The 25,232-nt window shown below is 38.6% G+C and carries 26 protein-coding genes and 1 riboswitch; of the genes, 16 read left to right on the top strand and 10 right to left on the bottom strand.

The window, feature by feature from the left end:
* Nucleotides 1-3: 3 nt before the first annotated feature.
* The 10 genes from nirD (at nucleotide 4) to J582_RS15145 (ending at nucleotide 12,365) form a co-directional block, all read left to right on the top strand.
* Nucleotides 4-1,626, top strand: a complete 1,623-nt coding sequence (nirD, locus tag J582_RS15190) for a nitrite reductase small subunit NirD (RefSeq protein ID WP_031982838.1) — start codon at nucleotides 4-6, stop codon at nucleotides 1,624-1,626.
* Between the two features lie 18 nt (nucleotides 1,627-1,644).
* On the top strand, nucleotides 1,645-4,425 hold the full coding sequence (locus J582_RS15185; protein ID WP_031982837.1) for a nitrate reductase: 2,781 nt from the start codon (nucleotides 1,645-1,647) through the stop codon (nucleotides 4,423-4,425).
* Entirely contained in the window at nucleotides 4,422-5,051 is a 630-nt protein-coding gene (mobA, locus tag J582_RS15180; protein ID WP_001032654.1) for a molybdenum cofactor guanylyltransferase, read from the top strand. Before J582_RS15185 ends, mobA begins: the two co-directional genes overlap by 4 nt.
* Before the next feature lie 150 nt (nucleotides 5,052-5,201).
* A complete protein-coding gene (locus J582_RS15175; protein ID WP_031982835.1) occupies nucleotides 5,202-7,475 on the top strand; it encodes a molybdopterin-dependent oxidoreductase in 2,274 nt (757 codons plus the stop codon).
* Nucleotides 7,476-7,704: 229 nt separating this feature from the next.
* On the top strand, nucleotides 7,705-8,745 hold the full coding sequence (gene moaA / locus J582_RS15170; RefSeq protein ID WP_081405542.1) for a GTP 3',8-cyclase MoaA: 1,041 nt from the start codon (nucleotides 7,705-7,707) through the stop codon (nucleotides 8,743-8,745).
* Nucleotides 8,746-9,000 (top strand): MoaD/ThiS family protein, encoded by a 255-nt coding sequence (locus J582_RS15165; protein ID WP_002049630.1) that lies wholly within the window; start codon nucleotides 8,746-8,748, stop codon nucleotides 8,998-9,000.
* A gap of 3 nt (nucleotides 9,001-9,003) precedes the next feature.
* On the top strand, nucleotides 9,004-9,492 hold the full coding sequence (locus tag J582_RS15160) for a molybdenum cofactor biosynthesis protein MoaE (RefSeq protein WP_031982831.1): 489 nt from the start codon (nucleotides 9,004-9,006) through the stop codon (nucleotides 9,490-9,492).
* 23 nt (nucleotides 9,493-9,515) lie between these two features.
* Nucleotides 9,516-10,439: a bifunctional molybdenum cofactor biosynthesis protein MoaC/MoaB gene (gene moaCB, locus J582_RS15155; RefSeq protein WP_004708369.1), complete on the top strand. Its 924-nt coding sequence runs from the start codon at nucleotides 9,516-9,518 to the stop codon at nucleotides 10,437-10,439.
* Nucleotides 10,439-11,674, top strand: a complete 1,236-nt coding sequence (locus J582_RS15150) for a molybdopterin molybdotransferase MoeA (RefSeq protein WP_032048184.1) — start codon at nucleotides 10,439-10,441, stop codon at nucleotides 11,672-11,674. The genes moaCB and J582_RS15150 overlap by 1 nt, the downstream gene beginning before the upstream one ends.
* Before the next feature lie 208 nt (nucleotides 11,675-11,882).
* Complete coding sequence (locus J582_RS15145; protein WP_002049640.1) at nucleotides 11,883-12,365, top strand: winged helix-turn-helix transcriptional regulator; 483 nt, start codon at nucleotides 11,883-11,885, stop codon at nucleotides 12,363-12,365.
* Here J582_RS15145 and J582_RS15140 read toward each other — a convergent pair.
* On the bottom strand, nucleotides 12,362-13,765 hold the full coding sequence (locus tag J582_RS15140) for a PLP-dependent aminotransferase family protein (RefSeq protein WP_031982828.1): 1,404 nt from the start codon (nucleotides 13,763-13,765) through the stop codon (nucleotides 12,362-12,364). The genes J582_RS15145 and J582_RS15140 overlap by 4 nt on opposite strands.
* A 121-nt stretch (nucleotides 13,766-13,886) precedes the next feature.
* On the opposite strand from J582_RS15140, the gene J582_RS15135 reads away from it, so the two are divergent.
* The gene (locus J582_RS15135; protein WP_031982826.1) at nucleotides 13,887-14,750 is read left to right on the top strand and encodes a DMT family transporter; all 864 of its coding nucleotides are present in this window, start codon (nucleotides 13,887-13,889) and stop codon (nucleotides 14,748-14,750) included.
* Nucleotides 14,751-14,754: 4 nt separating this feature from the next.
* On the opposite strand, the gene J582_RS15130 is transcribed toward J582_RS15135, so the two are convergent.
* Genes J582_RS15130 through tusD form a run of 4 tightly spaced genes read right to left on the bottom strand, consistent with a single transcriptional unit; the run spans nucleotide 14,755 to nucleotide 16,151 of the window.
* The gene (locus tag J582_RS15130) at nucleotides 14,755-15,066 is read right to left on the bottom strand and encodes a TusE/DsrC/DsvC family sulfur relay protein (RefSeq protein ID WP_031982823.1); all 312 of its coding nucleotides are present in this window, start codon (nucleotides 15,064-15,066) and stop codon (nucleotides 14,755-14,757) included.
* Between the two features lie 19 nt (nucleotides 15,067-15,085).
* Complete coding sequence (locus J582_RS15125) at nucleotides 15,086-15,370, bottom strand: hypothetical protein (RefSeq protein ID WP_031982821.1); 285 nt, start codon at nucleotides 15,368-15,370, stop codon at nucleotides 15,086-15,088.
* Between the two features lie 17 nt (nucleotides 15,371-15,387).
* Complete coding sequence (locus J582_RS15120) at nucleotides 15,388-15,738, bottom strand: hypothetical protein (RefSeq protein WP_032048183.1); 351 nt, start codon at nucleotides 15,736-15,738, stop codon at nucleotides 15,388-15,390.
* 44 nt (nucleotides 15,739-15,782) lie between these two features.
* Complete coding sequence (tusD, locus tag J582_RS15115) at nucleotides 15,783-16,151, bottom strand: sulfurtransferase complex subunit TusD (RefSeq protein WP_031982817.1); 369 nt, start codon at nucleotides 16,149-16,151, stop codon at nucleotides 15,783-15,785.
* A gap of 65 nt (nucleotides 16,152-16,216) precedes the next feature.
* On the opposite strand from tusD, the gene galE reads away from it, so the two are divergent.
* Together galE and fumC are read left to right on the top strand one after the other, a co-directional pair.
* Entirely contained in the window at nucleotides 16,217-17,224 is a 1,008-nt protein-coding gene (gene galE / locus J582_RS15110; RefSeq protein WP_031982816.1) for a UDP-glucose 4-epimerase GalE, read from the top strand.
* 114 nt (nucleotides 17,225-17,338) lie between these two features.
* Nucleotides 17,339-18,733, top strand: a complete 1,395-nt coding sequence (gene fumC / locus J582_RS15105; protein ID WP_032048182.1) for a class II fumarate hydratase — start codon at nucleotides 17,339-17,341, stop codon at nucleotides 18,731-18,733.
* Between the two features lie 117 nt (nucleotides 18,734-18,850).
* Here the strand turns inward: fumC and J582_RS15100 are convergent, their stop codons facing one another.
* Nucleotides 18,851-19,147, bottom strand: coding sequence for a hypothetical protein (locus J582_RS15100; RefSeq protein ID WP_031982811.1), 297 nt, complete (start codon nucleotides 19,145-19,147; stop codon nucleotides 18,851-18,853).
* Between the two features lie 182 nt (nucleotides 19,148-19,329).
* Nucleotides 19,330-19,791, bottom strand: a complete 462-nt coding sequence (locus J582_RS0104755; RefSeq protein WP_031982809.1) for a hypothetical protein — start codon at nucleotides 19,789-19,791, stop codon at nucleotides 19,330-19,332.
* A gap of 311 nt (nucleotides 19,792-20,102) precedes the next feature.
* Between J582_RS0104755 and J582_RS15095 the strand changes: the two genes are divergently transcribed.
* Nucleotides 20,103-20,594 carry a hypothetical protein gene (locus tag J582_RS15095; protein WP_031982807.1) on the top strand — a complete coding sequence of 164 codons (492 nt, stop codon included), beginning with the start codon at nucleotides 20,103-20,105 and terminating at the stop codon, nucleotides 20,592-20,594.
* Nucleotides 20,595-20,740: 146 nt separating this feature from the next.
* A riboswitch (glycine riboswitch) is annotated at nucleotides 20,741-20,828 on the top strand.
* A 177-nt stretch (nucleotides 20,829-21,005) separates the two neighbouring features.
* The gene (locus J582_RS15090) at nucleotides 21,006-22,250 is read left to right on the top strand and encodes a D-amino acid dehydrogenase (RefSeq protein ID WP_031982806.1); all 1,245 of its coding nucleotides are present in this window, start codon (nucleotides 21,006-21,008) and stop codon (nucleotides 22,248-22,250) included.
* A 46-nt stretch (nucleotides 22,251-22,296) separates the two neighbouring features.
* On the opposite strand, the gene J582_RS15085 is transcribed toward J582_RS15090, so the two are convergent.
* Entirely contained in the window at nucleotides 22,297-22,941 is a 645-nt protein-coding gene (locus J582_RS15085; RefSeq protein ID WP_031982805.1) for a hypothetical protein, read from the bottom strand.
* 103 nt (nucleotides 22,942-23,044) lie between these two features.
* Between J582_RS15085 and ispF the strand changes: the two genes are divergently transcribed.
* On the top strand, nucleotides 23,045-23,527 hold the full coding sequence (ispF, locus tag J582_RS15080) for a 2-C-methyl-D-erythritol 2,4-cyclodiphosphate synthase (RefSeq protein WP_002049661.1): 483 nt from the start codon (nucleotides 23,045-23,047) through the stop codon (nucleotides 23,525-23,527).
* Here the strand turns inward: ispF and J582_RS15075 are convergent.
* Nucleotides 23,524-24,048 carry a protein tyrosine phosphatase family protein gene (locus tag J582_RS15075; protein ID WP_031982803.1) on the bottom strand — a complete coding sequence of 175 codons (525 nt, stop codon included), beginning with the start codon at nucleotides 24,046-24,048 and terminating at the stop codon, nucleotides 23,524-23,526. The genes ispF and J582_RS15075 overlap by 4 nt on opposite strands.
* A 192-nt stretch (nucleotides 24,049-24,240) precedes the next feature.
* The gene (gene argF / locus J582_RS15070) at nucleotides 24,241-25,161 is read right to left on the bottom strand and encodes an ornithine carbamoyltransferase (RefSeq protein ID WP_032048181.1); all 921 of its coding nucleotides are present in this window, start codon (nucleotides 25,159-25,161) and stop codon (nucleotides 24,241-24,243) included.
* Nucleotides 25,162-25,232 lie beyond the last annotated feature (71 nt).

The raw sequence follows: 25,232 nt of genomic DNA, 5'->3' as shown, positions 1-25,232 counted from the left end.
TATATGAATATTGTACAAGACAAAAATATGCTTCCTGATGATCAGTGGATTGACGTTTGTGCACTCGATGATTTAACTCCAAACACTGGTGCAGGAGCGCTAGTGAGCGGTCAAGCGGTTGCAATCTTCCGTGTGGGGCATGAAAAACGCGTTTATGTACTGAGCAATAAAGATCCGTTTAGCCAAGCGAATGTGATGAGCCGCGGGATTATTGGTGATTTACAAGGCGAACGCGTGGTTGCATCACCAATTTATAAACAACATTTCAGTTTAGCTACGGGCCGTTGTTTAGAAGATAAAGACCAAAAATTGGCGGTTTACCCGAGCAAAATTGTTGATGGCCGTGTTTGGATCAATGCGGTGCCGCAAAAAACTTATATTACCAATACAGGGGTATCACAAGACAAACTTAGACTGGTGCTGATCGGGAATGGTTTGGCAGGGATGCGTTGTCTGGAAGATTTACTTGATATGGCACCAGACCGTTATGAAGTTACGGTGATTGGTGAAGAGCCATGGGGTAACTATAACCGTATTATGCTATCTCCGGTTTTATCGGGTGAAAAAACCATTGAAGACATTATGTTGCATCCACCGAAGTGGTATGACGATAAAGGCATTAAATTTATTGCTGGTGATAAAGCCGTAAAAATTGATCGTCCGCGTAAAGTGGTTTACACCGAAAAAGGCCAGACAGTTGATTATGACCGTTTAATTCTGGCAACTGGCTCGGCACCATTTATTCCATCAGTTCAGGGTATTGACCTAAAAGGTGTTTTAACTTTCCGCGATATTTATGACGTTAACACCATGATTGAATACTGTGGTTCAAAAACTAATGCAGTGGTGATTGGTGGTGGTTTACTCGGTTTAGAAGCTGCCTATGGGTTAAAACAACGCGGTATGAATGTCACAGTCCTGCATTTGATGGACCGTATTATGGAACGCCAACTTGATGGTCGTGCGAGCCAGTTATTACGTCATAGCATTGAACAAAAAGGTATTCAAATCATTACCGAAGCCAATACAGAAGCGTTAATTGGTGATGAAAACGGTCATGTCAAACAAATCCGTTTGAAAGATGGCACAGTGTTAGATGCTGACCTTGTGGTGTTTGCTGTAGGTATCCGCCCGAATATTACTTTGGCACAAAGTGCTGGTTTACGTTGCAATCGCGGTGTATTGGTGAATGACACCATGCAAACATTTGACCCAAGTATTTACGCAGTGGGTGAGTGTATTGAACACCGTGGACAGACCTTTGGTTTAGTTGAGCCACTATGGGGCCAAGCTTTTATTTGCTCGACGCATTTGGCTGAACACGGCAGCTTAACTTTTAAGGCACCAACCGTACCAACTCAGTTAAAAGTCAGTGGTGTCGATGTATTCTCGGCGGGCAATTTTGAACCGAAAGATGATTATGAAGACATTATCCTGAACGATGAAAAACGCCAGATTTATAAACGTATCATCATTCAAAGCGATCGGGTAATCGGTGCAGTATTGTTTGGAGATACTGAAGATGGCATGTGGTATGCAGAGTTAATTGCAGATCAAACTCCTGTTTCTTCATTTAGAAATAAGCTGCTATTTGGTCGAGATTTTGCATTAAAAAATGCAGGCTAAATAGGGAAAGGAGCAGTTATGAATAGTATTCCAAGCGTTGAAATCGATAGCTCCGACCATGTTGCAAAAACAACTAAAACAACATGTCCATATTGCGGTGTAGGTTGTGGTGTTAGTGTAAACGTTCAAGAAAAACCTCAAGGACCTGTGGTGCAAGTTGAGGGGGATGCTGAGCATCCTTCCAACTTTGGGCGCTTATGTATTAAAGGTAGCCAACTTGCGGATACTTTGGGATTAGAAACACGTTTACTTCAACCGATGTTTGGTCGTAAGTCGCATCGGACTGTAACGACATGGGATGCAGCAATCAATAAAATTGCCAATAAATTCCAGTCTTGTATCGACAAATATGGACGTGACAGCATTGCATTTTATGTTTCAGGTCAGCTTTTGACTGAAGACTATTATGTGGTGAACAAGTTTGTAAAAGGCTATTTGGGCACTGCAAATATCGATACCAACTCACGGCTTTGTATGTCATCTGCGGTAGCAGCTCATAAACGTAGTTTTGGTGAAGACCTTGTCCCTGCAAGTTATGAAGATTTTGAACATGCAGACATGGTAGTTTTGGTTGGTTCCAATACCGCATGGTGCCATCCTGTACTGTATCAACGGATTATGCAGGCTAAAAGTCACAATCCCGATATGTTTGTTGTGGTGATTGACCCACGTTTTACCAGTACTTGTGAACAAGCGGATTTACATTTACCGATTTTACCGGGTCAAGATGTCGCATTGTTTAACGGTCTATTCCAATATTTATATCAAAATGGTCATGCCGATCAGGCTTTTGTAGATGCTTATACCGAAGGTTTGCAAGAGGTTTTGGCAAGCAGCGAGCCAGAAGCTAATGTGGAATATGTGGCAAAGCGTACAGGAATTGCACTCGATAAGATGCAACAGTTCTTTGAGAAATTTGCGCAGACTGAAAAGGTAATCACGCTATTTTCAATGGGTGTGAATCAATCAAGTCAGGGCGTGAATAAAGCCAACAGCATTATTAACTGTCACTTACTAACAGGCAAAATTGGAAAGCTCGGCGCTGCGCCATTTTCAATGACAGGCCAGCCCAATGCTATGGGTGGCCGAGAAGTGGGTGGTTTAGCTAATATGCTGGCTGCCCATATGGACTTAGATAGCCCTTTACATCAAAAAGTAGTGCAAACCTTTTGGGACAGTCCATTTATTGCAACTCAAGCTGGCTTAAAAGCAGTTGATTTGTTCCGTGCTGTTGAAGCTGGAAAAATTAAAGCCATCTGGATTATGGCAACCAATCCGGTGGTAAGTTTACCAGATGCCGATCAGGTGAAACGTGCTTTAGAAAAATGCGAATTGGTCGTTGTGTCAGATATTTGTGCCGATACGGATACTACGGCTTACGCCGATATTTTGCTTCCAGCTTTAGGTTGGGGTGAAAAAGATGGAACCGTTACTAACTCTGAGCGTCGTATTTCACGTCAACGTGCTTTTTTACCTGCGCCGGGTGAAGCAAAAGCAGATTGGTGGTCAGTGAGTCAAGTTGCGAAAAAATTAGGCTTTAAAGGTTTTGACTTTACGAGTGCTGTTGATATTTTCAATGAACATGCAGCTTTGTCAGCACAAGATAATGGGGACATTGAAACACGTGAGCAAACTGATACGTTCCGTTATTTCAACTTAAAAGGTTTAATGAGCCTAAGTGCTGCTGAGTACGATGCTCTGCAACCAGTGCAATGGCCAGTATGGGATAAAAAACAAGACGCTAAAGCTGTTCAACAACTGTTTGGTAAGGGCCAGTTTAGTCACAAAAACACCAAGGCAAAACTAATTCCGACTGTTGCAATTAATCCGGTACATGCAATTTCAGAAGATTATCCGCTCATTTTGAACACGGGGCGTATTCGTGACCAATGGCACACCATGACCCGTACTGGTTTGTCGCCAAATTTAACCAGTCACCGTGCTGAACCATTCTGTGAGATTCATCCAAGTGATGCATTGAAGTTTGGTGTACGTGATCAGGGCTTGGTAGAAGTTCGTTCGAAATGGGGTAGTTGTATACTACGCGCGACCTTCTCATCTGGTGTCCGTCGTGGGCAAATTTTTGCACCGATTCACTGGACTGAACAGGTCGCATCCGACGCCCGTATTGGTAAAGTCGTTAATCCAGAAGTTGATGCAATTTCAGGTGAACCTGAGTTCAAACATACGCCTGTAACTATTCAACCGTTCTATACCACTTGGCAAGGTGTGCTCTATATTCGTGAAGGATACGATTCGCATATTCAAGAATCGCTGCATCACTGTGCATGGTGGACTAAAGTCAAAATGGTGAAAACCAATCGCTATGAACTTGCAGACCGCCAAACTTTTCATGATACTCAAAAGAATCTGAAAAGCTTTTTGCCATTTGCTGATGAAACCTTTGAATGGTTAAGCATAGAAGATATTTCTTCACAGCTGAGCCATAGCGTTATTTTGAAAGATGGCATTGTAATTGCAAGTCTATATATTGCACCGCCAGATTTATTGCCAGACCGTGACTGGGTAGCAAGTCTGTTTAAACGAGAACGTTTGAGCGCCTTGCACCGTAAAGCTTTACTAGCAGGTATGCCAATGTCGGCTACCAATAATGATGGGCCTTTGGTGTGTAGTTGTTTTAAAGTAGGTAAGAATAAAATTATCGAAGCAATAAAAACACAAAACATTACCCATGAAAAACAGGTCACTGCTTGTTTAAAAGCTGGTGGCAATTGTGGATCATGTTTACCTGAAATCCGTGGCTTAATTAAAGCTTGCCAGCAAGAGGTAGAAGTGTGAATAAGGGATATCCCATAACTGATCTGGTCATTCTGGCGGGTGGACAAGCCCGCCGTATGAATGGTTTAAATAAGCTGTTGCAGCAATTCGATGGCGATACGCAACTTCTTAAGATTCACCAAAAGCTAAAATCTTCAGTATCTGAAATTTGGGTGAATAGTCATCGAGACTATTCAATCTATCAAAGTATTGTGCCCGATATTAAATGTTTTCAAGATGATGCTTCAGGTTTTTTCGGTCCACTTATGGGGATGAAAAGTGCATGGTCTCATGTACGAGCAGATTATGTTTTGTTTATTCCTTGTGATGTGACCTACATACCTACGCAAGTCGTTGCGAAATTACACAGTGCACTTCGCAAAAATAAACAGGCTCAGGCAGCTTACGTTTCAATTAATGGAGATGCCTTATACCCATTTTGTTTGTTAAAACGTGAAAGTCTAGAGGTTTTAGAGCAGCAAATTGATAAGCAACAATTGAGTTTAAAAAATTGCTTTAAACTTTTACATGCACAAGTAGCCATTTTTCAAAAGCAGAACTTATTTTTCCATAGCATTAATTCTTTAGATGAACTTCAACAATACAAACAAATTAAAGCATTTAAAGAGATTTTTTCGACAAATTAGAACTTCAATCATATCGATTTAAAATTTACATTGATAATCTGAAATCATTTTTTAAATTTTGAGTTATTGACTGTTTAGAATTTAAGTTCTATTTTGGAACTTGTTATTTTCGTTCTAGCCAGATGTATAAAAATAAACGGAGCCAGAAAAATGATGGATGCAGCTCAGCAAAGTAAAACAGATGTGACCGCATGTATTTTATGTTCAAGAAACTGCGGTTTGAGCGTAGAAATTCAAGATAACCAATTTGTCAAAATTAAAGGTAATCCTGAGCACCCATTTTCTCAAGGTTACATTTGCCAAAAAGCGGCAAGATTACAGCATTACCAGAAACATGCAGACCGTTTAACCACACCTTTAAAACGCCAACCAGATGGCTCATTTCAAGAAATTAGTTGGGATGTGGCGATACAAGAAATTGCTGATCAATTGGTTCAGATTAGAGATAAATTTGGCGGTACTGCTTTTGCTTCAGTTGGGGGCGGTGGTCAGGGTAACCACCTCGGCGCAGCTTATGGCCGACAACTTTTATTGGCTATGAAAAGTTATTATGCATATAACTCACTTGCTCAAGAAAAAACAGGTGATTTCTGGCTCAATGGACGCCTGTTCGGTAGTCAGGCTTGCCATACGACAGAAGATGTTGAACATGCAGATTACGTACTTTTTATTGGAACAAATCCGTTTCAAGCACACGGTATTCCTAACGCACGAGACACGCTAAAACATATTAAGAAAGATCCGAACCGAACCATGGTGGTGTTCGACCCGCGTGTTACCGAAACAGCAAAACAAGCAGACATTCACGTACAGCTAAAACCGGGAACAGATGCTTTTTTAATGTCGGCCATGATTGCGATCATTATTAAAGAAAAGCTTTATGATGCAGCGTTTATTGAGCAGCACACACATGGGTTTGAAGACGTAAAAGCTGCATTTAACCATGTCCCGATTGAAGACTATATTGCTAAAGCTGCTGTACCTATCGATTTGATTTATCAAGTGGTTCGAGAGTTTGCCAAAGCAAAAAGAGGCTGTGTACGTATCGATTTAGGTATTCAACATACTTTGAATACAACATTAAATGGTTATTTAGAAAAGCTTTTATACTTGCTGACAGGGAACTTTGGAAAACAAGGTACCAATAATTTGCATACCATGTTTATTCCAATTTTGACCGATACGGATGAAAGAAAACCAAAATATCGACGTAGCGTTTACCATAAAATGTTCCCGATTTCCGGGTTTTTTCCACCTAATATTTTACCCGATGAAATCCTAAAAGCAGGGGAAAAGAGAATTCGTGCTGTGTTTGTAGATAGTTGTAATCCACTATTAACTTACCCTGATACACCTGCCTATGAAAAAGCCTTTAAAGCATTAGATTTGTTGGTTGTAGTCGATGTTGCGATGACAGAAACCGCGAGACTCGCCGACTATATTTTGCCTGCTCATACTCAGTTTGAAAAATGGGAATTTACCGGTTTTAACTTGGAATTTCCTAAAAATGGTTTTCATCTGCGTCATCCCGTTTTGGCTGCTCAAGCAAATACTTTACCGGAAGCCGAAATTTATACTCGATTACTGGAAGCTATGAATGCTATTCCGAAGAGTTTCCCAGTTTTAGAAAAAATAGCTGCGGTCGACTCGAAAAAAACTGCCTACTTACCATACTTGTCGGCGTTAGGCCTTACCTTGGCACGACATAAAAAATATATCCCTTTTGCTGCCTCTATTATTTATCGAACTCTTGGCAAACGACTTGGCAATTCTGCAGATTCAGTTGCTTTTTTATTGCCGCTATCTATTCAATATGCTGTTTTACATACCAAAGCAGTACGCCGTGCAGGTTATAAAGGTAATCCGTTAACACAAGGTGTCAAACTATTTGAGCAGATATTAAAGCAACGTTCAGGTATGGTTTTATCACAACATGAATATGACGAAGTCTGGAAACTGGTGGCTTATAAAGATAAGAAAATACGTCTTGCAATTCCCGAGATGTTAAGTGAACTCGCAAGCTTGAAAAGCCATAACGTTAATGTTGAAGAGTTTCCTTTCATCCTTTTGTCAGGTGAACGACGTAGCTACAACGCCAACCAAATTTACCGTGACCCTGCTTGGCGAAAAGTAGATGCAGAAGGTGCACTGCGTATTCATCCCGAAGACGCAAGGCACTTAAATGTAGATACAGGAGGGCAGCTTAAATGTATCTCACAGCATGGAGAAATTCAGGTAGCTATTGAGTTAGATGATGGGATGAGAAGAGGTGTTGTGTCACTGCCACATGGCTACGGTATGCGCTTTCAAAATGGAGCACCGATTGGGCCACAATTAAACTTACTTATTTCTGCTGAACATTGTGATCCATTGTCGAAAACGCCGTACCATAAATATGTACCCATCCGTCTAGAAAAGTGTTAGAAATAGAATCAAGTAAAACATAGATTTTACCGCGCTAACTCGAGATTTATTTTTTAATTGTTCTTAAGGTAGTGCGGTGAAAAGTCTATAAAAAATTTAAATATTATGGAAAATAAGTAGAGCTGGAACAAATTTTGCTATTAAAGAACAAAGCACTATTAAGATACAATTTTTTGTATTTGATTGTTCATAATCGGTGCTCGCAAGATTTGAAATGTTCTCGATATGAGTGCAAATGATGAAACAATATCACTCTGAAAATGCGCCAAGCCTTCTGCAAGATCAATATGGGCGTATCAAGCGTAAGTTACGAATTTCTGTAACTGATCGCTGTAATTTTAAGTGTGTATATTGCATGCCTGAGCATCCAGAATGGTTAAATAAACAGGACTTGCTTAGTTTTGAAGCGCTCTTTCAATTTTGTCATTTTATGGTGCAGCAAGGTATCGAGAGTATTCGCATTACGGGTGGTGAACCATTAATGCGTCAAGGCATTGTTCATTTTGTTCGTGATTTGCAGGCCTTAAAAGCATTAGGTTTAAAACGTATATCGATGACTACCAATGGTCATTATCTTGCTAAACATGCCAAACAGCTAAAAGACGCTGGATTAGATGATTTAAACATTAGTTTAGATAGTCTTGATTCAATTCAATTTAAAGAGCTCACTAAGAAAAAGTTAGAACCGGTTCTTGAGGGTATTCAAGCTGCTAAAGATGCAGGACTGCCTTTTAAAATTAACTGCGTATTAATGAAAGATAAAAATGATGATCAAATCTTACCTATGGTGAAGTGGTCAATTGCTCATCATATTCCTTTACGTTTTATCGAGTTTATGCCGCTTGATGGTGATGCACTTTGGTCAAATAAAGATGTGGTAAGCGAGGCTGAAATTTTACAGGTATTGCAACCGTATTATTCGGTACAAGTGATCGAGCAGCAACATGAGCCAGCGCGTCAATATCTAATTAACGATAGCTACCATTTAGGAATTATTTCCACAATTACGCATTCATTTTGTCATCAATGTGACCGTATACGACTTACCGCAAAAGGCGAACTATATAACTGTTTATTTGCGCCGCAAGGTTTAAATATTAAGCCTCAGCTTCAAGTACTGGTAAGCAAACAACATAGCCCAGAATACGGTATATATATCCAAAATTTAAAGAATTTGGTTCATCCTTATATCTGGCATAAAGCAAAAGGTTTCCATGCCTTACAACATCAACAAACCCGTAAAATCAGCATGCATATGCTTGGGGGATAAATGCAACAATCTATCCAAATTAAAGTCGAAGCATTTGGTGCAATTGAAAAATTGCTTCCTGAAAATCTTTTGTTAGTTTGTCCTAATCATAGTTTGGTTAAAGATGTATTGGATGAAATTATTTTATTGCATCCGGAATCTACAAAAGCCATGGAAAAATGTGCATGTGCAATTGGTGACAATGTCATAACTAGACAAACTGTCTTAAGTGAGCCATGCACTTTGGTTTTATTATCACCCGTTGCTGGAGGGTGAATCATGAAAGAGTTCGCAAGAATACAAGAGCAGGCTTTAAGTCTAGATACTTTTGATCCGATTCAATCTTTTCCTGAATGTGGCGGTATTGATATTTTTATGGGTACGGTTCGTAATCACCACGAAGGTAAAGCGGTAAAGGCGCTGAAATATACATCTTATAAACCGCTTGCAGAAAAAATGATACGTGAAATTGAACTGGAAATTGAGAAAAAGTATCAGGTATCTTATGTGCGAGTGGTTCATCGAATTGGATATCTGGATGTTGGTGAAACTGCCATTATTGCGATTGCGTATGCAGCCCATCGTCGTGAAGCTTTTCAAGCATGTGAGGAAGCAGTCGAATGGGTAAAACATGAAGTGCCTGTCTTTAAAGAAGAGTTCTTTACAGATGGCACAAGTCATTATGTAGAGGGCTGTTGTATTCGTAAGGATGCACCGCACGAACACAAACATCACCATCATCATGCCGGCCATGAGCACTCACACTGAAATATGTAACACTAGGATAAATAATGAAAAACGTAGGAATGAAGCCGGAAAGTTATCGTGTTGCCGAAGCACAAGCGATTTTATATGCACCACCGCACTGTATTGAACTATTAAGACAAGGAAACACGGAAAAAGGTGATGCCCTAAAAACAGCACGTGTTGCAGGAATTTTGGCAGCCAAACGAACTGATGAGCTGATTCCACTATGTCATCCGCTACCGATTTATAGGGCAGATGTTGAATATGAATTGGAAAATGACTTTGTAAAAATTATTGCTGTTGTTGAAACTATTGGTCCAACTGGCGTAGAAATGGAAGCTTTAACGGCGGCAAGCCTTGCAGGCTTAACTATCTATGACATGTTAAAGCCTCATTGTGAACCAGAAGAACTCTGGATGGATCAATGTAAACTACTGAAGAAAAAAGGCGGAAAATCCCATTTTAAACGGGTATTGCGTCAGCCTGTTTCGGCTGCGGTTATTGTCTTGTCAGACACCGTAGCAGCGGGTAGAAAGCCGGATACTGCTGGAAAATCTGTGGTTGAAACTTTAACTGAAGCTGGCTTTGATCCGATCCATTACCAAATTTTGCCCGATGAAGCAGATGATCTGAAAGAATTGGTTTTAGAACTCACCAAATCGTATGCTTGTATTATGACCGTGGGTGGGACAGGAATTGGTAAGCGTGACATTACAGTTGATACGCTAGAGCCTCTTTTAGAACGTAAATTAGATGGCTTAATGGAAGCCGCTCGCTCATTTGGACAAAAACGCACGCCATATGCTGCTATGTCACGCGGAGTAGCAGGGTTTATTGACCGTTCGTTAGTAGTGACATTACCGGGAAGCCGTGGTGGAGCAAGTGAGTCAATGGCTGCTATTTTACCCGCATTAGTCCATATTTTTGATGTTTGCCGTGATTTACCACATCCGGGAGGCTATGAATAATGTCAGGTTGTGGCGCTGAGCGTGGATTAATCAGTATAGATGAAGCGCTAGATTTAGTTATTAATAAGCCTAAAAACTTAAGCTCTATTCAAAAGACTCTAACAAATAGCCTAAGTAGCTATCTTGCGAAAGAGATTTACTCTGAAATTAATCTACCTAGCTTTTCTCAAAGTGCAGTAGATGGTTATGCACTTTGTAGCCATGCAGAAGATTTGAATAATCAAAAGTTCCAAGTCACAGGTGAGATTCGTGCCGGAAGTGAGAGTCACGACATACTCGGTGAAGGTCAGGCAATTCGTATATTTACGGGCGGCAAAATTCCTGAAGGGACAACGCATGTAGCTCGACAAGAAATCGTATCGGTTATTTCGGCCCAAGAAATTTGTTTAACGGAACATATACGTCCTCAAGCCGATATCCGCTTTACTGGAGAGGAAATCCAGCAAGGGCAGTTGCTTGCTCAAGTAGGACAACTTTTGAATATTGGAAGTTTGGCTGCTTTAAGTATGGCGGGTGTGCAAACCGTTGAAGTCTATCGTGCACCGAAAGTCGCTGTTTTGATCACGGGTGATGAAGTTGCCGAAACAGTAGAAGATCTAGCTGAAGGTAAAGTCTTTGATGCAAATGGCCCATTACTAAAAGCTTGGTTTGAAGATTATGGTTTAGATATCGAACTCATTCACGTAGCAGATGAAGCAGAGCAGGTCACCCATTACTTTAATCAACTAAAAGACAGCCATGATGTTGTTATAACGACTGGCGGAGTGTCGGTAGGAGACTACGACTTTGTACGGCCCTGTGCTTTCGAAGTTGGGTTTGAACAAATCTTTTGGAAAGTTAAACAAAAACCGGGTAAACCTTTATTCTTTGCCGAATACCATAATTCACAAACCCAACATTCTTGCTATTTGTTAGGCTTACCGGGCAATCCAGCTGCGGTATATGTCGCAATGCAAATTTACGGAAAATCTTTGCTTGATGCATTGCAGGGCAATAGACGCGGACCAGAATGGTTTACCGCAATTTTAGAGCATGATTTAAAAGAAGATACACGTGAGCGTTTTTTACGAATGTATGCTTATTTTGATGCAGGACAACTTAGGGTAAAAGGTTTGGCCAAGCAGCAGTCCCATATGCTGAGTAATCTTATGCAAGCCAATTGTCTAGTCCGTATTCCTGCGAGTACAAAACTAGCATCAGGAACTGTGCTAAAGGGAATCTTTATTTCAAATTAACTTATAAATAAGCTGAATATAATTAATCCATACGGATGGATTAATTATATTTTATATCTATTTTTAGTGACTGTTATTTTAAAAAATAAGCTTTATAAATATACTGAAAACTTATTTCTAAGCTCTATATTGCATATAACATATTAAGTGGTTTAGGGTATAAATAATATGGCAAATAGGCCAGTTTTATATTGAGGAAAGCATAAAGATGAAATGGGATGACATCGGTGATCAGCCTTGTTCAGTTGCCCGCATGCTATCAGTGATTGGTGATCGATGGACGATGCTAATATTACGTAATGCTTTTATGGGAATTCGCCGTTTTGATGATTTTCAAAAATCATTAGGTGTCACTCGTCATGTCCTTTCTGATCGCTTAAAAAGGTTGGTTGAATACGAAATTTTAGTCAAAGCTCCTTATTTTGACCGTCAGGAGCGTTTTGAATATCGTCTCACTGATAAAGGCTTTGAGCTTTATCCAATTATCTTATCTATGGCGAACTGGGCAGATAAATGGATGGATCAAGGTTTAGGCAAACCTTTGGAATATCGCCACAAAACATGTGGACATAAGTTTGAACCTGTTATGGTCTGTTCAGTATGCCGTGAGCCATTACATGCAAAGCAAGTTCAGGTTTCGGCTGGGCCGGGTTATTTTGCTTATATGGAACAAAAGCAAAAACAGGCTTAAACTCGGTTCTCTAACGACTCTTGTAGAAGTGCTTCTGCAAGGGTCTTATAAATATAATCATGATTTGATTGAGTAATATTAAAACGGATAAATTGACCTGCCGATTGGGCCTGGCTAAAGGCATTACCCGGGGCGAGAATCACTTGCCGATTCAGACAAAACTGAGCAATCTTCGCTGCATCTACACCTTCTGGTAGATGACACCACACAAAAATTCCAGCCTTGGGTTCAATCCACGGTTCTATCCCAATCGATTTAAGTTTCGCGATAGTTTCTTGCATGGCTTGAGCTAAACGAACTTTTAATAAATCTAAATGCTTACGGTATGAACCATCGGTTAAAGCTGTGTGTAAAATCTTGGCTGAGAGTCCATTGTGAGAAAAACTGGTAGCAATTTTTAAATCGGTAATCTGATCAATCCATTCTGGTTTCGCAATAATGTAGCCGCAGCGAATAGAGGCAGAGAGCGTTTTAGAGAAACTTCCAATAAAAATCACGCGTGAAAGGTTGTCTAGGGCTGCAAGTCGTGGAGCTGGAGTATATTCAAAATCCGAGAATATATCGTCTTCAATCACAATTAAATTAGATTGATCAATCAACTTCAGTAATTGATGAGCTGTCGAGAGTGAAAGCGTTGCGCCAGTGGGGTTATGTATTCCTGAATTTGTAATATAAAGCCGAGGATTATAGATCTCAATCGCTTCTTTAAATGCCTCTAAGTCTGGGCCATTTGGAGTGTATGGAATACCAATAACTTTAACTTGATGAACTTTAAGTAGAGCATGAAAATTAAAGTAACATGGGTCATCAATTAGAACTACATCATCTGGTTTAAGTAAAAAACGACAAACCAGATCAATAGCTTGAGTGCCTGAATCGGTTAGAACAACTTGATTGAGATTTGCCTCTATACCTTTATTTTGTGCTCGCCTAGCCAGTAAATCTCTTAATACGGGCAGCCCTAAAGGTGACGAATAGCCCATTAAGTTATCATCTTCGTTACGTGTAGCAGATCTTAAAGCTTTGCGAATACTCTCAAGTGGCATCCAGTCATTTGGTAACCAGCCACAACCGGGTTTAAACGCATCAGGTTTTGCTTCTAAGGACTGACGTGAAATCCATAATGGATCGATAGAGCGATCTAATTTAGGGCCTAATTCACTCAAAGCTAAAGGGGCAAGCGGTCCCACTACATAAAAGCCGGAACCACTACGTGATTCAATTTTACCTAGGGCAATTAATCGCTCGTAAGCTTCGACAACCGTAGAAATAGAAAAACCTAAATCTTTGGCCAACTTGCGCACAGAGGGGAGTCGAGTTCCCGGAGTTAAAGAGCGATTCTTAATTTGTTGTTCAATCTGTGAAATAACAAGTTCGATTTTTGTTTTTGTCTGGTTCACGTTAATTATCTCGACTGTACTGCTCATTTATACATAACAGTTTTTTAAAATTGTACTGCTTTGTATCTGGTTTTGACACCATATCACAGCTTAAATTCTTCGTATAGTTGTGGAGAATAATATGCAAAAGTTTATGAACGGTTGGGTAAATGGTTTTATTGGGGTTGCAATTTTTGCAGGTTCATTACCGGCTACCCGTGTTGCGGTAACAGGTTTTGAGCCTGGTTTTCTAACAGCAGCAAGAGCTGTCATTGCAGGAGTTTTGGGTTTAATTCTTATCTTTTTGCTTAAGGAAAAAAGACCTGCGAAGCAAGATTGGTGGCCACTGGCTATTGTAGCTTTAGGCGTTGTAGTTGGGTTTCCCTTATTTACTGCGCTTGCTCTACAGTATATGAACGCAGCCCACTCGATTGTCTTTGTTAGCCTTCTACCGCTCGCTACTGCCATATTTGCAGTAGTGAGAGGTGGAGAAAAACCAAATTTATTTTTTTGGATATTTGCAATTTTAGGCAGTCTGGTTGTTTTTATCTATATGTTCTTTTTGTCGGGTGAAGCATCTTTTGGCATCGGCGATTTATATATGCTTGTTGCAATTATTTTGTGCGGATTTGGCTATGCAGAAGGAGGAGTACTTTCGAAAAAAATAGGTGGATGGCAAGTGATTTGTTGGGCGCTTATTTTAGCTTTACCAATTATGCTGCTTGCTACTCTTTTTTATATGCCCGTTTCCTTTCAAGATGTATCTACATCGGCGGTAGCAGGGCTGATTTATGTATCTTTATTTAGTATGCTCATCGGGTTCTTTTTCTGGTACAAAGGACTTGCACAAGGCGGTATTGCTGCAATTAGCCAGCTACAGCTTTTACAACCATTAATGGGACTCGCGATTGCTGCACTTTTATTACATGAACATGTAAGTTGGTCGATGTTAATGGTAACGGCAGTAACAATTTTATGTGTCGCTGCCGCTAAAAAATTCGCATAAAAATTTATAAACAATTTGCCGGTTTAGGAATACCTGCCAAACGACTGAGATGGCGAGCAACTAAACCGGTATTAAATTTTTGCTGTAAAACAGCATTATTAATATCTGGACTGACGGTTTTCATTAAAAACTTAATCAGAGGGCGGGTTGCAGGAGAATGCCCAAATTGCTGATAAAATTGGCGAACCGCAGCTAAAATTTCAAAATGCCAATCTGTTAATTCAAGATCGAGAGATTTGGCGAGTTCCTGTGCGACTTCTGGATTCCAAATCGTATAGTCGACTAAATGACCATCTTGATCTAATTCTAAATTCATAAAAATGAGCCTAACTATATTATTTCAAAGAAATGCATCGATTAAATTGTAAAACCAGATCCGCAAACTGGTCATAGTTCAATACCTTAACGTGAGCTAAGGTTTCTGCATCAATTAAATCTTTTTCATGAGATAAACAAGAAACTGAGCCAAACTGCTGACAAATGTCTACGGAAAGCTGTGCGGTTGAATCGCCCATAAAAACAATCTGATCGTCTTGATGAAAAAGCTTTTCAAGTTCTTCAATAATACGAGGGGTATGGTGATAAGAAGCTTGCACCAGATAAAGTGTTGATTGCGTCATTAAATTTACACCTTTATCTACCAATATAAGACATGATCGAAAGATTGAATGAGTTCAGTATCTAACTGAACAAACTCTAGCTCCTGCTCACTGTTTTGAACAAAAGGATGCTGTTTATTTTTGATCTCAACAAGAATTGGACTTAAATCATAAAACTCAAAGCTATCCACCATGTTTGAAGCAATTTTAAAAGCATGCTGCAACTGGTCAAAGTTATGTTCATTTTGTAAGAGGCTAAGAGCTGCATCTTTCAATAATACTTTGACTGGTGAGCCAAAGGTTGCTAAAACCATAGTAGCGGCGAGGCTTTCATTGACTTGTAGGCTGGTTAGATTGGCTTGGGTCAAAATAACGAGTACAGTTTTCACACAATATACCTTTTAAAAGCAACAATCTAAGTTAACAAAGTAACTTAGAATTGAAGAAGACGAGAGGCTGACTGTACTGCATCAGCAAGTTCACCTAGTCCAACCAACTCAAAGTTGCTCGCTAGGTTGTGATGACTAAGTTGATGGCGACTCGCATTTTCTGCATCGGTAATCCCGCGTGCAAGAGCAGCGCTAACGCAAACAGGAAGTCGGATCGCGAGCTTTTGCCATTCATGCGTTAAATTACGCTGGTCGTCAGGAACCCACTGAAAATCATTCGCAACTTGAACGCCATCTTGGTAAAAGAATACACGAAAGTCTTCATTTTTACTTTTGAGTGCCTGAGCAAGGCCAAGTGCATGCCAAGCATGGATTGAAGTAGGAGCAGAGGTTATTAGTAGTAATGTACTCATTGAGAATTCACTATGGTCATACGTCTAAATGGGCGTAGATACATTAAGAGAAAGGTAAGTATACAATGATTTTAGTGACAGGTGGTTTAGGCTTTATCGGTTCACATATTGCATTGAGTCTGTTGGCTCAAGGCCAAGAAGTGGTTATTGTCGATAATTTGGCTAACTCGACCTTGCAAACGCTTGAGCGGTTAGAATACATCTCTGGTATGTACGTTCCGTTTGTTAAACTTGATGTACGTAATACACCTGCATTGAATAAGGTATTTGAACAATACTCAATTGATGCAGTCATTCACACCGCTGGTTTTAAATCCATTGAAGAATCTAACTTAAAACCGCTCGAATATTATAACGATAATGTCAGTTGCATCATGAGTCTATTACGTGCGATGCAACGTACAGGAGTCCGTCATTTTATCCATTTATCTAGCTTGGCAGTCTATGGAAAATCTGATTTAGAACTGAGTGAAACACAAGATTTCAACTACGCTTATCCAAATCCATATATCAAATCTCAACAGATGATTGAAGAAATCATCCGTGATACCTATAAAATTGATCATGAATGGAAAATTGCGATCTTACGCCTATCAAATATTGTAGGTGCTTTTGAGCATGGTGTATTAGGTGAGTATGTTGCGCAGCTTCCTAAAAATATTGTACCGCTTGCATTGCAAGTAGCAGCCATGCAGCGTGATTTAATTGAATTACAAGACCAAGTGTCTACCGAAGACCATACTGTAGAGCGTAGTTTTCTACATGTCTTAGATGTATGCGAAGCTGTAAGTGCAACTCTACTATGGCTACGTGATCAAACCCATTGCTGTGAAGCATTTAATATTGCACATAACCAAGTACATTCAATTCGTCAGTTATTAGATGAAATTTCACAAGTGACCCAAGCTGAAATTCCGACACAATCGGCAATTTATAAGCATGAAGAATTGGCTCAACTTGGTGCAAATGTAGGAAAAGCAAAAACTTTATTACAATGGAATCCGAAACGAACTTTAAAGCAAATGATTGAAGATGAATGGAGATTCTATCAAAACACATTAAATGGAAGATAAGATAATGATTCTTATTTACAATAATGGAATGCTTGAGTACGATATTAAAATTAACTAGCCAAAGCAAAAATTGCTTCAGCCCGTGAGTTCTTTAACCAGATAACCGAGGTTTCTATGCAAACACGAATTGAACATGACACTATGGGTGAGATTGAAGTTCCAAATGAAGCGCTATGGGGAGCACAAACCCAACGTAGCTTACAGAACTTCAAAATCGGGCAGGAGCGTTTACCCCGTGCCATGATTCGAGCGATGGGATTGGTAAAAAAAGCAGCAGCAATAACCAATGCAGAGTTAGGACAGTTACCACAAGATTTAAGTCAATATATTGTGGGCGCTGCCGAAGAAGTGATTGCAGGAAAATGGGACTCACAGTTCCCACTCGTAGTTTGGCAAACAGGTTCTGGTACACAAAGCAACATGAACTGTAATGAAGTGATTGCCAATATTGCCAACCAAAAATTAGGTGAAGTGCTGGGCGCACAAAAACCAGTACATCCAAATGATCATGTCAATCGTGCGCAATCTACCAATGACTCATTTCCAACAGCTATTCACGTAGCCGCAAGTTTGCAAATTAATGAATTGCTGATTCCAGCTGTAGAGCAGCTTAAAGCGACTTTGCAGAAGAAGTCCGATGAGTTTCACGATATTGTTAAAATTGGCCGTACTCATTTGCAAGATGCTACACCATTAACCTTAGGCCAAGAATTTAGTGGTTATGTTTCTCAGCTTGAGCATGGTTTAGTACGCTTACAACAAGCCTTAACTGGTTTGTATGAGTTGCCATTGGGTGGTACAGCAGTAGGAACTGGTTTAAATGCTCATCCTGACTATGCTGTTAAAGCCGCAGCTCAGCTTGCAGCTTTAAAGGGTTTGCCATTTGTTACTGCTCCTAATAAATTTGAAGCACTTGCAGGACGTGATGCAGCTGTTTTTGCATCAGGTGCATTAAAAACTTTAGCAGTAAGTTTAAATAAAATTGCTAACGATATTCGTTGGTTAGCAAGCGGACCACGTTGTGGTTTTGGTGAAATTCGCATTCCTGAAAATGAGCCAGGCTCAAGCATTATGCCGGGTAAAGTGAACCCGACCCAGAGTGAAGCAATGACTATGGTGGTTGCACAAGTGCTTGGTAATGATACGACTATTAATGTCGCTGGTGCTTCGGGTAACTTCGAGCTTAATGTATTTATGCCAGTAATCGCTTATAACTTACTGCAATCTATTCAATTGCTTGGTGATGCATGTAATAGCTTTAATGACCACTGTGCAGTAGGAATTGAGCCTAATCGTGACAAAATTGATCACTTCTTGCATAACTCTCTCATGCTGGTTACCGCATTGAATCCGGTTATTGGTTATGAAAACTCTGCAAAAGTAGCGAAAACTGCTTATAAAGAGAATAAAACTTTAAAACAAGTGGCTGTTGAGCTTGGTTTAGTTACAGCAGAACAATTTGATGAGGTCGTTAAACCTGAAAAAATGGTTTCGCCAAATAGTAAATAAGCGATCTATATAGCCATCAGCCGTATAATTATGTACAGAATGTACGGTTAAACTACTGATGGCTATTATGTTTACACCTTAAATCTAGAACTTTAACTTAGAGATTGAAAATAAAAGCTACATCAGAAGATCTTCTATATATTCCCAGCCATTTACTTTCATTTCTCCAAACTTTCTTTTTAGTTCTTCTTTTGTATATTCATGTGAGTCTTTAGCTAAAAGAATATGATAAGAATTAGAGGCTGGGTCTATAGTGACCTCACTAATTTCTACAGGTTCAATCACACCATTTTCGGTTAAACCAAGATCAGTAAAGCACATTCCTTTTACTGGTATAACGCTACATTCATATTCTTTCGAAATAAAGTAATGGTTTGAATAAGTTGAATAGGTACGTGAAGCGCGAATCTTCATTGATCTCTCCTTTATTTGTAGAGAAGATTTGTATAGTCTGGCGTCTTTTAGCAGTTAAAACTGTTTAATTTTTATTGCTTATTTACTATGGATCTTTGTTATTTAAAGTTTTTTTAACAATCTATATCAAAACTATTATAGAAGCCTTCCATCAAAAAGAAGGCTTCAGAAAATATAAAAGCTTATTTTAAAATTTTATAAACTTTCTCTTTGTATTCATCATTGGAAATGACTCCTTTATCGTATTGCTGTTTTAATGATCTATATTGTTGAATACGAATATCCCTTTTAAGGCTTATATCATCATGATTTCTAATATAGTAGAGACTTCGATCATGATCGCTCATGTTCACTGTGGGGTCAGGAAAATGCGAGTAGGTATTTTGTGGTTTCTCATCTTGATATTGTTTGGCAATTTCAAAAAAATCTACTCTTTGCTTATTAGAATCGGAGTGAAAAGAATTGTGTTGTGATTCACTAAACTTATGATTTGAAGTGTTACTTACCTCAAGCATACTTCTATGGCAATTAGATTCTTGGTCATAAAATTCTTGTTTAATTGGAGAAGTAATCGTTTCAGAAAACACCGAAGAAGAAAAAGTACTAATACTTAAAAATAATAAAATTAATTTTGATCTATTCATTTCTTTGGAAGCCCAGATGAAATTGAGTAAATCAATGTATTATAACATTAAATTTAACAGTAGATTAAAAAATAATATATTTAAAAGATAGCATTTTTAAATTTTTGAAGTTGTACGAGATTTATTTGCAAGTTTCTAGATTGTAATTATTTCTTAATTAAGCTTTATCAAACCAACTTAGAGTTGAATAAGCTGCCATAATTGTTAAAATGCCCACCTTATCCTGTTTTTCTATTGTTTTTAATTTTTATTTATTTTGCGATATGGAAATTAAACACATAATAAACAGTTGTTTAGCTAAGGATTTTTGAATGCTCTCGATTTATTTAACAGATACCAGACAACATGTGCAGTTTAATGATTACCCGAGTGATCAGCCTGTTAAATTTCTGTTAAATCTTAAAAAGATTTTTCCAAGTACTGGTGATTTGCTGTTACCTGTTTTGCCTGAAGATAATAATCTGGAAAATGTCACTTGGGAATCAACGACAAAAGACTTTGAAATTTTCAAAAAATTGTTAGCCGGTTGGGGTGTTATTGAGCTTCGTTTAAATGCAATCACCACATATAAAGATAAAAATTTTGCAAATGAGTTAATTAAACAAGCTCAAGTGAAGCGAAAAAAAGTAGCGCAAAAAAATCATCAACTCTCTTTAGTTGCCTTAGATTACATTTTTATGCACGAAATTCATGCACTCATTGATGCTGAGTTGGTCACAATTGGCGAGAAGTTTTATTTACCGACCTTGAGAGAGCAGTGGAAAGGTCATGTTTCAGACCAAGTGCTTGAAGGAAAGCTTTAATAAATGGCAAAAGGTGAATTTAAAGAATTCACCTTTTTTTGTAATTAAATCAAATACTTTTATATTTAATTGAATTGCTGTACAAAAGTTTACAAGAAAAGAATGCGTTTTTTTAAAAGTGGCAGATACATTGCTTATATAAATACAAAATTATTGCGGGAGAGAGGTTCTTAAGAACCCGCCGAAGGAGCAACAGGCCCGGAAACTCTCAGGCAAAAGGACTGTAATAATTAAAAAATCTGGAGAGCAGCTTAAGATTTATAAGCATGAAGAATAAAAACTTATAAGTCATAAACTCACCGAAGGGGAAGATCGAAATGCTAAAAGGTAGTATTTAGGTCGAAACTCTCAGGTACAAATGACAGATGGGCTGTACTGATGAAATGTTTTTGCATTTCAGAGGAGTCTGTTATGCCACATGTTATTGTGATTGGTGCAGGAATCACAGGGGTTACTTCAGCCTATGAATTATCTCAATTAGGTTACCAAGTCACAGTGATTGATCGCCATCTTTATCCAGCTATGGAAACATCATTTGCAAATGGAGGGCAATTATCTGCTTGTAATGCAGAAGTCTGGAACCAGAAAGCGACCGTTATAAAAGGTTTTAAATGGATGAGGCAAAAAGATGCTCCTCTATTACTTAATCCTTCTTTTAGTTTGCACAAATATAGCTGGTTAGTTGAGTTTTTATCTCATATTAAAAATTATGAGGCTAATACGATAGAAACTGTTCGTCTAGCATTGCTTGCTCGTAAGCGCTTATTTGAAGTCGCTGAAAAAGAGCAGCTTCAATTTGATTTGGAGAAACGCGGTATTCTTCATATGTACCATACTAAGGATGACTATGATATTGCCAAGCGAGTTAATGATGTCTTGAATAAAGGGACTTTGGAGCGCTACTCAGTTTCACCTGAGGAAATGAAGTCAATCGAACCTTCTTTAACGGGTGAGTACTTTGGTGGTTATTACACACCAAGCGATGCAACTGGAGATATTCATAAATATTCAACCACTTTAGCTGAAAAGACTAAACAATATGGGGTGCAGTATAAGTTTGGCTTAGAAGTTACTGATATTAAGTGTCATACAGATAAAGTCATACTGAATTGTCAGCCAAGTGCTGAGCATCCGCATCTTTCTCAATCAGATAGCTTTCAATTAGAAGGTGATGTTCTGGTGGTTTGTGGTGGTGTTGGAAGTTATCAATTGGCTGACATGATTGGTGAGCGTGTAAATGTTTATCCTGTGAAAGGCTATTCGATTACTGTCCAATTGAAAGATGAGAAAAGTATTAAAAATGCGCCGTGGGTAAGTTTACTTGATGAGAGTGCCAAAATTGTAACCTCTCGTTTAGGACAAGACCGTTTACGTATAGCAGGTACAGCTGAGTTTAATGGTTACAATCGAGACATTCGTGCAGATCGTATTCAGCCTTTAGTTAATTGGGTGAACCGCAATTTTGACATTTCAACTGAGCATGTTGTGCCCTGGGCTGGTTTAAGACCAATGATGCCTAATATGTTGCCTGTAGTGAAACAGTCTAAGCAATCACGGGTTTTTTATAATACCGGGCATGGCCATTTAGGTTGGACTTTGTCAGCAGCAACAGCTGTTTTGGTGAGTCAGGATATCCTACAAAAATATCCAGCTTAAAAAGAAAAGCCAGTGTAGATGCACTGGCTTTTTTATTTTATATCGATTAATCATATAGTCGATAAACACCAGTAAATCGCTCACAGCCTTTTTGTTGAGTCTTTACAACAAGTAAGGCCTTTTGAAAATCAAATTTGTATTTGCAGTTATGCTCGTTATCTAAAATTTCACTTTTCTGTTCAGGAGAGCTATAAGCCATTAATGAAATAGTTTGGGCTTCTTTTCGGTTATTCGGATTACGGTAAGCTAACCCTTCGATCTTGATTTTATCTTTAGCAAGTTGATGGATTTGTAAATGAACAGGTTGGGGTGCAATGTGCCCATTTTCAAATTTAAGATAATGCTGCGTTAGGGTTTGCTTAAGTGAAGCATAAAAATTTAAATCATCACCACGTACGTCAAACTGTTGTTGAATACATGAATTGGTTTTACATTGTTGCGTATGTTTAAACCACAATGTTTGAGTATCTTGTAGAAGCTGTAATGGGGCATCTGTAACTAAGTATGCAGAAAGATATTTGTTGTTGAGTTGCTTTCGTGCTTCGCTAAAGTTTTTTGAACAGATTTTGAGCTCTGATTTTGAGTTGGAGCAGTCAATGGATTCTGCAAAAACAAGCGATGAGCATAAACAACTCAATGTCACGACAAAACTTAATCTTTTCAATTGATTCATATCAGTATTCGACGGCATGATCGCTTATACTTTCAGTCTACTTTGCTAAGTGTACTATAGCGAAACACAACGGTTGAATACAAGATTTCTTAAGCTTTTATAATAGAAGGAAAGAGTTTATATGGTTGCTCAAATTCGTATTGGTCAAGGAATGGATGTGCATGCCTTTGAAGAGGGTAACTTCGTAACTTTAGCTGGCATTCAGATTCCGCATACGCATGGCCTGAAAGCACATTCTGATGGTGATGTCGTGTTACATGCACTATGTGACGCTTTATTAGGTGCACTAGCGCTTGGAGATATTGGTCAGCATTTTCCAGATACCGATCCAGAGTTTAAGGGTGCAGATAGTCGTGTACTACTAAAACACGTTTATCAACTAATCTTAGACCGTGGTTATCGTTTGAATAATGCTGATATTACTGTAGCCTGCGAACGTCCTAAATTAGCGAAACATAATTTAGAGATGCGACAAAGCATTGCGGATGTTTTGAATGTGGATTTAAATCAAATTAGCATCAAAGCGACCACTACCGAAAAACTCGGGTTTACTGGTCGCCAAGAAGGAATTTTAGCAACAGCGACGGTATTAATCTCTAATTAGACTAAATCATCAGCTTGTTGCAAAGACTGCTGGAGTTCTAAAGTAGCCTTACGGCCTTGTAGCTGTAAGGTAATACTATGGATAAGACCTGTCCAAGTTTCATTTGGTTCCCAAATTTCGTGCAGTAAATCTTGGGAAGTAGGCATGTCCATATTCATATAAAATTGTCTGTAGACATACATAAGACAGCTTACGCGTTTATTTTTGGCACAATGTAACCAAACAATTTCATTTTGAACCAAATGATCAATTAAATCTAAAACCAGTAAGCATTGGTCAGAAGATGGTGTTTCCCAGTCAATTGGAATATGAATGTAATTTAAACCATACTCAAGACAAACCAGATCTTCGTTTTCAATACAATCTGGTGAGTTTGTCAAAGCTAAATTGATAACTGTACTACAACCATACTCTTTAATAAGTTTAAGCTGTTCAATAGAAGGTTGTGCTGAACTAAACAAATGTTCATGAATAATTGAAAATGCAGGGATTTGAGATAGTGATTCTTCAAGGGTTGTCATAATCGCACTCTACAAGAGTTGGCTTGGCTTATTGTGTAGAATGTTATACACGATTCTAGAGTGTAGTTGAAATATAGACTGTTTATATATTCAGCAACATCATGAAAAATTTTAAAAAAATAAACTAGAAAAATAAGTATTTTATAGAAGTAAAAAAAACAGCACCTTAAAGGTGCTGCTTTTATATCAAGATTAAGCTTTTTTTAAATTTTCATTCAATAAAAATTCCATTAAAGCTTTTTGTGCATGTAGACGATTTTCAGCTTCATCCCATACAACAGAGTTTTTATGATCAAGCATTGTTTCTGAAATTTCTTCACCGCGATGAGCTGGTAAACAATGCATAAATAAACAATCTGGGTGTGCAATACTCATCAGTTTTTCATTTACCTGAAAAGCTGCAAATGCGTTCTTACGTAATTTTTGTTCTTCTTCTTGCCCCATGCTTGCCCAAACATCTGTAACGATAAGGTCAGCATTTACAGCCGCATCTTCAGCATTATCAAAAAGCTCAACGCAATGACCAAATTCTGCTAAAAATTCAGGTTTAGGTTCAAAACCTTTGGGTGAAGCAATTTTTAATTTAAAACCCATTAAATGTGCAGCTTCAATATATGAGTTACACATATTATTGCCATCACCAATCCACGCTACGGTTTTACCTTCGATACTACCGCGATGTTCAATGTAAGTTTGTAAATCTGCGAGTAGCTGACAAGGGTGGTGGTCATCAGTTAGACCATTAATCACAGGAACTTTTGAATAAGATGCAAAACGTTCAACAATGTCATGACCAAACGTACGAATCATCACAATATCAAGCATACTTGAAATAACGCGTGCTGAATCTTCGATAGGTTCACCGCGACCTAGCTGTGTATCGCGAGGTGATAAAAAGATAGCGCTACCACCAAATTGATTAATACCGGCTTCAAAAGAAATACGCGTACGTGTACTCGATTTTTCAAAAATCATTCCCAATACTTTACCAACAAAAGGTTGATACACCTTATTGCTTTGTTGCATTTTTTTTAGTTCGCTTGCGCGCTGTAAAACGCGATTGAGTTCTAATGTAGATAGATCACGTAAAGTCAGGAAATGTCTTAAAGCCATGTAGCTACTCCATAATAATTGTCTTTGAAATACAACAATTATCTGTTGTTGGCTGGGTGGATGTGGGAAAA

This window comes from Acinetobacter sp. 1566109, from assembly GCF_000582255.1.
Taxonomy (GTDB): Bacteria; Pseudomonadota; Gammaproteobacteria; order Pseudomonadales; family Moraxellaceae; genus Acinetobacter; species Acinetobacter nosocomialis.
This window is presented reverse-complemented; position numbering and strand designations above follow the sequence as displayed.

What these genes read in the sequence shown, in the direction of transcription:
- nirD (WP_031982838.1), top strand. Translation starts at nt 4, where the DNA reads ATGAATATTGTACAAGACAAAAATATGCTTCCTGATGATCAGTGGATT.
- J582_RS15185 (WP_031982837.1), top strand. Translation starts at nt 1,645, where the DNA reads ATGAATAGTATTCCAAGCGTTGAAATCGATAGCTCCGACCATGTTGCA.
- J582_RS15175 (WP_031982835.1), top strand. Translation starts at nt 5,202, where the DNA reads ATGATGGATGCAGCTCAGCAAAGTAAAACAGATGTGACCGCATGTATT.
- J582_RS15165 (WP_002049630.1), top strand. Translation starts at nt 8,746, where the DNA reads ATGCAACAATCTATCCAAATTAAAGTCGAAGCATTTGGTGCAATTGAA.
- J582_RS15160 (WP_031982831.1), top strand. Translation starts at nt 9,004, where the DNA reads ATGAAAGAGTTCGCAAGAATACAAGAGCAGGCTTTAAGTCTAGATACT.
- moaCB (WP_004708369.1), top strand. Translation starts at nt 9,516, where the DNA reads ATGAAAAACGTAGGAATGAAGCCGGAAAGTTATCGTGTTGCCGAAGCA.
- J582_RS15150 (WP_032048184.1), top strand. Translation starts at nt 10,439, where the DNA reads ATGTCAGGTTGTGGCGCTGAGCGTGGATTAATCAGTATAGATGAAGCG.
- J582_RS15145 (WP_002049640.1), top strand. Translation starts at nt 11,883, where the DNA reads ATGAAATGGGATGACATCGGTGATCAGCCTTGTTCAGTTGCCCGCATG.
- J582_RS15135 (WP_031982826.1), top strand. Translation starts at nt 13,887, where the DNA reads ATGCAAAAGTTTATGAACGGTTGGGTAAATGGTTTTATTGGGGTTGCA.
- J582_RS15130 (WP_031982823.1), bottom strand. Translation starts at nt 15,066, where the DNA reads ATGAATTTAGAATTAGATCAAGATGGTCATTTAGTCGACTATACGATT.
- J582_RS15125 (WP_031982821.1), bottom strand. Translation starts at nt 15,370, where the DNA reads ATGACGCAATCAACACTTTATCTGGTGCAAGCTTCTTATCACCATACC.
- tusD (WP_031982817.1), bottom strand. Translation starts at nt 16,151, where the DNA reads ATGAGTACATTACTACTAATAACCTCTGCTCCTACTTCAATCCATGCT.
- galE (WP_031982816.1), top strand. Translation starts at nt 16,217, where the DNA reads ATGATTTTAGTGACAGGTGGTTTAGGCTTTATCGGTTCACATATTGCA.
- fumC (WP_032048182.1), top strand. Translation starts at nt 17,339, where the DNA reads ATGCAAACACGAATTGAACATGACACTATGGGTGAGATTGAAGTTCCA.
- J582_RS15100 (WP_031982811.1), bottom strand. Translation starts at nt 19,147, where the DNA reads ATGAAGATTCGCGCTTCACGTACCTATTCAACTTATTCAAACCATTAC.
- J582_RS0104755 (WP_031982809.1), bottom strand. Translation starts at nt 19,791, where the DNA reads ATGAATAGATCAAAATTAATTTTATTATTTTTAAGTATTAGTACTTTT.
- J582_RS15095 (WP_031982807.1), top strand. Translation starts at nt 20,103, where the DNA reads ATGCTCTCGATTTATTTAACAGATACCAGACAACATGTGCAGTTTAAT.
- J582_RS15090 (WP_031982806.1), top strand. Translation starts at nt 21,006, where the DNA reads ATGCCACATGTTATTGTGATTGGTGCAGGAATCACAGGGGTTACTTCA.
- J582_RS15085 (WP_031982805.1), bottom strand. Translation starts at nt 22,941, where the DNA reads ATGCCGTCGAATACTGATATGAATCAATTGAAAAGATTAAGTTTTGTC.
- ispF (WP_002049661.1), top strand. Translation starts at nt 23,045, where the DNA reads ATGGTTGCTCAAATTCGTATTGGTCAAGGAATGGATGTGCATGCCTTT.
- J582_RS15075 (WP_031982803.1), bottom strand. Translation starts at nt 24,048, where the DNA reads ATGACAACCCTTGAAGAATCACTATCTCAAATCCCTGCATTTTCAATT.
- argF (WP_032048181.1), bottom strand. Translation starts at nt 25,161, where the DNA reads ATGGCTTTAAGACATTTCCTGACTTTACGTGATCTATCTACATTAGAA.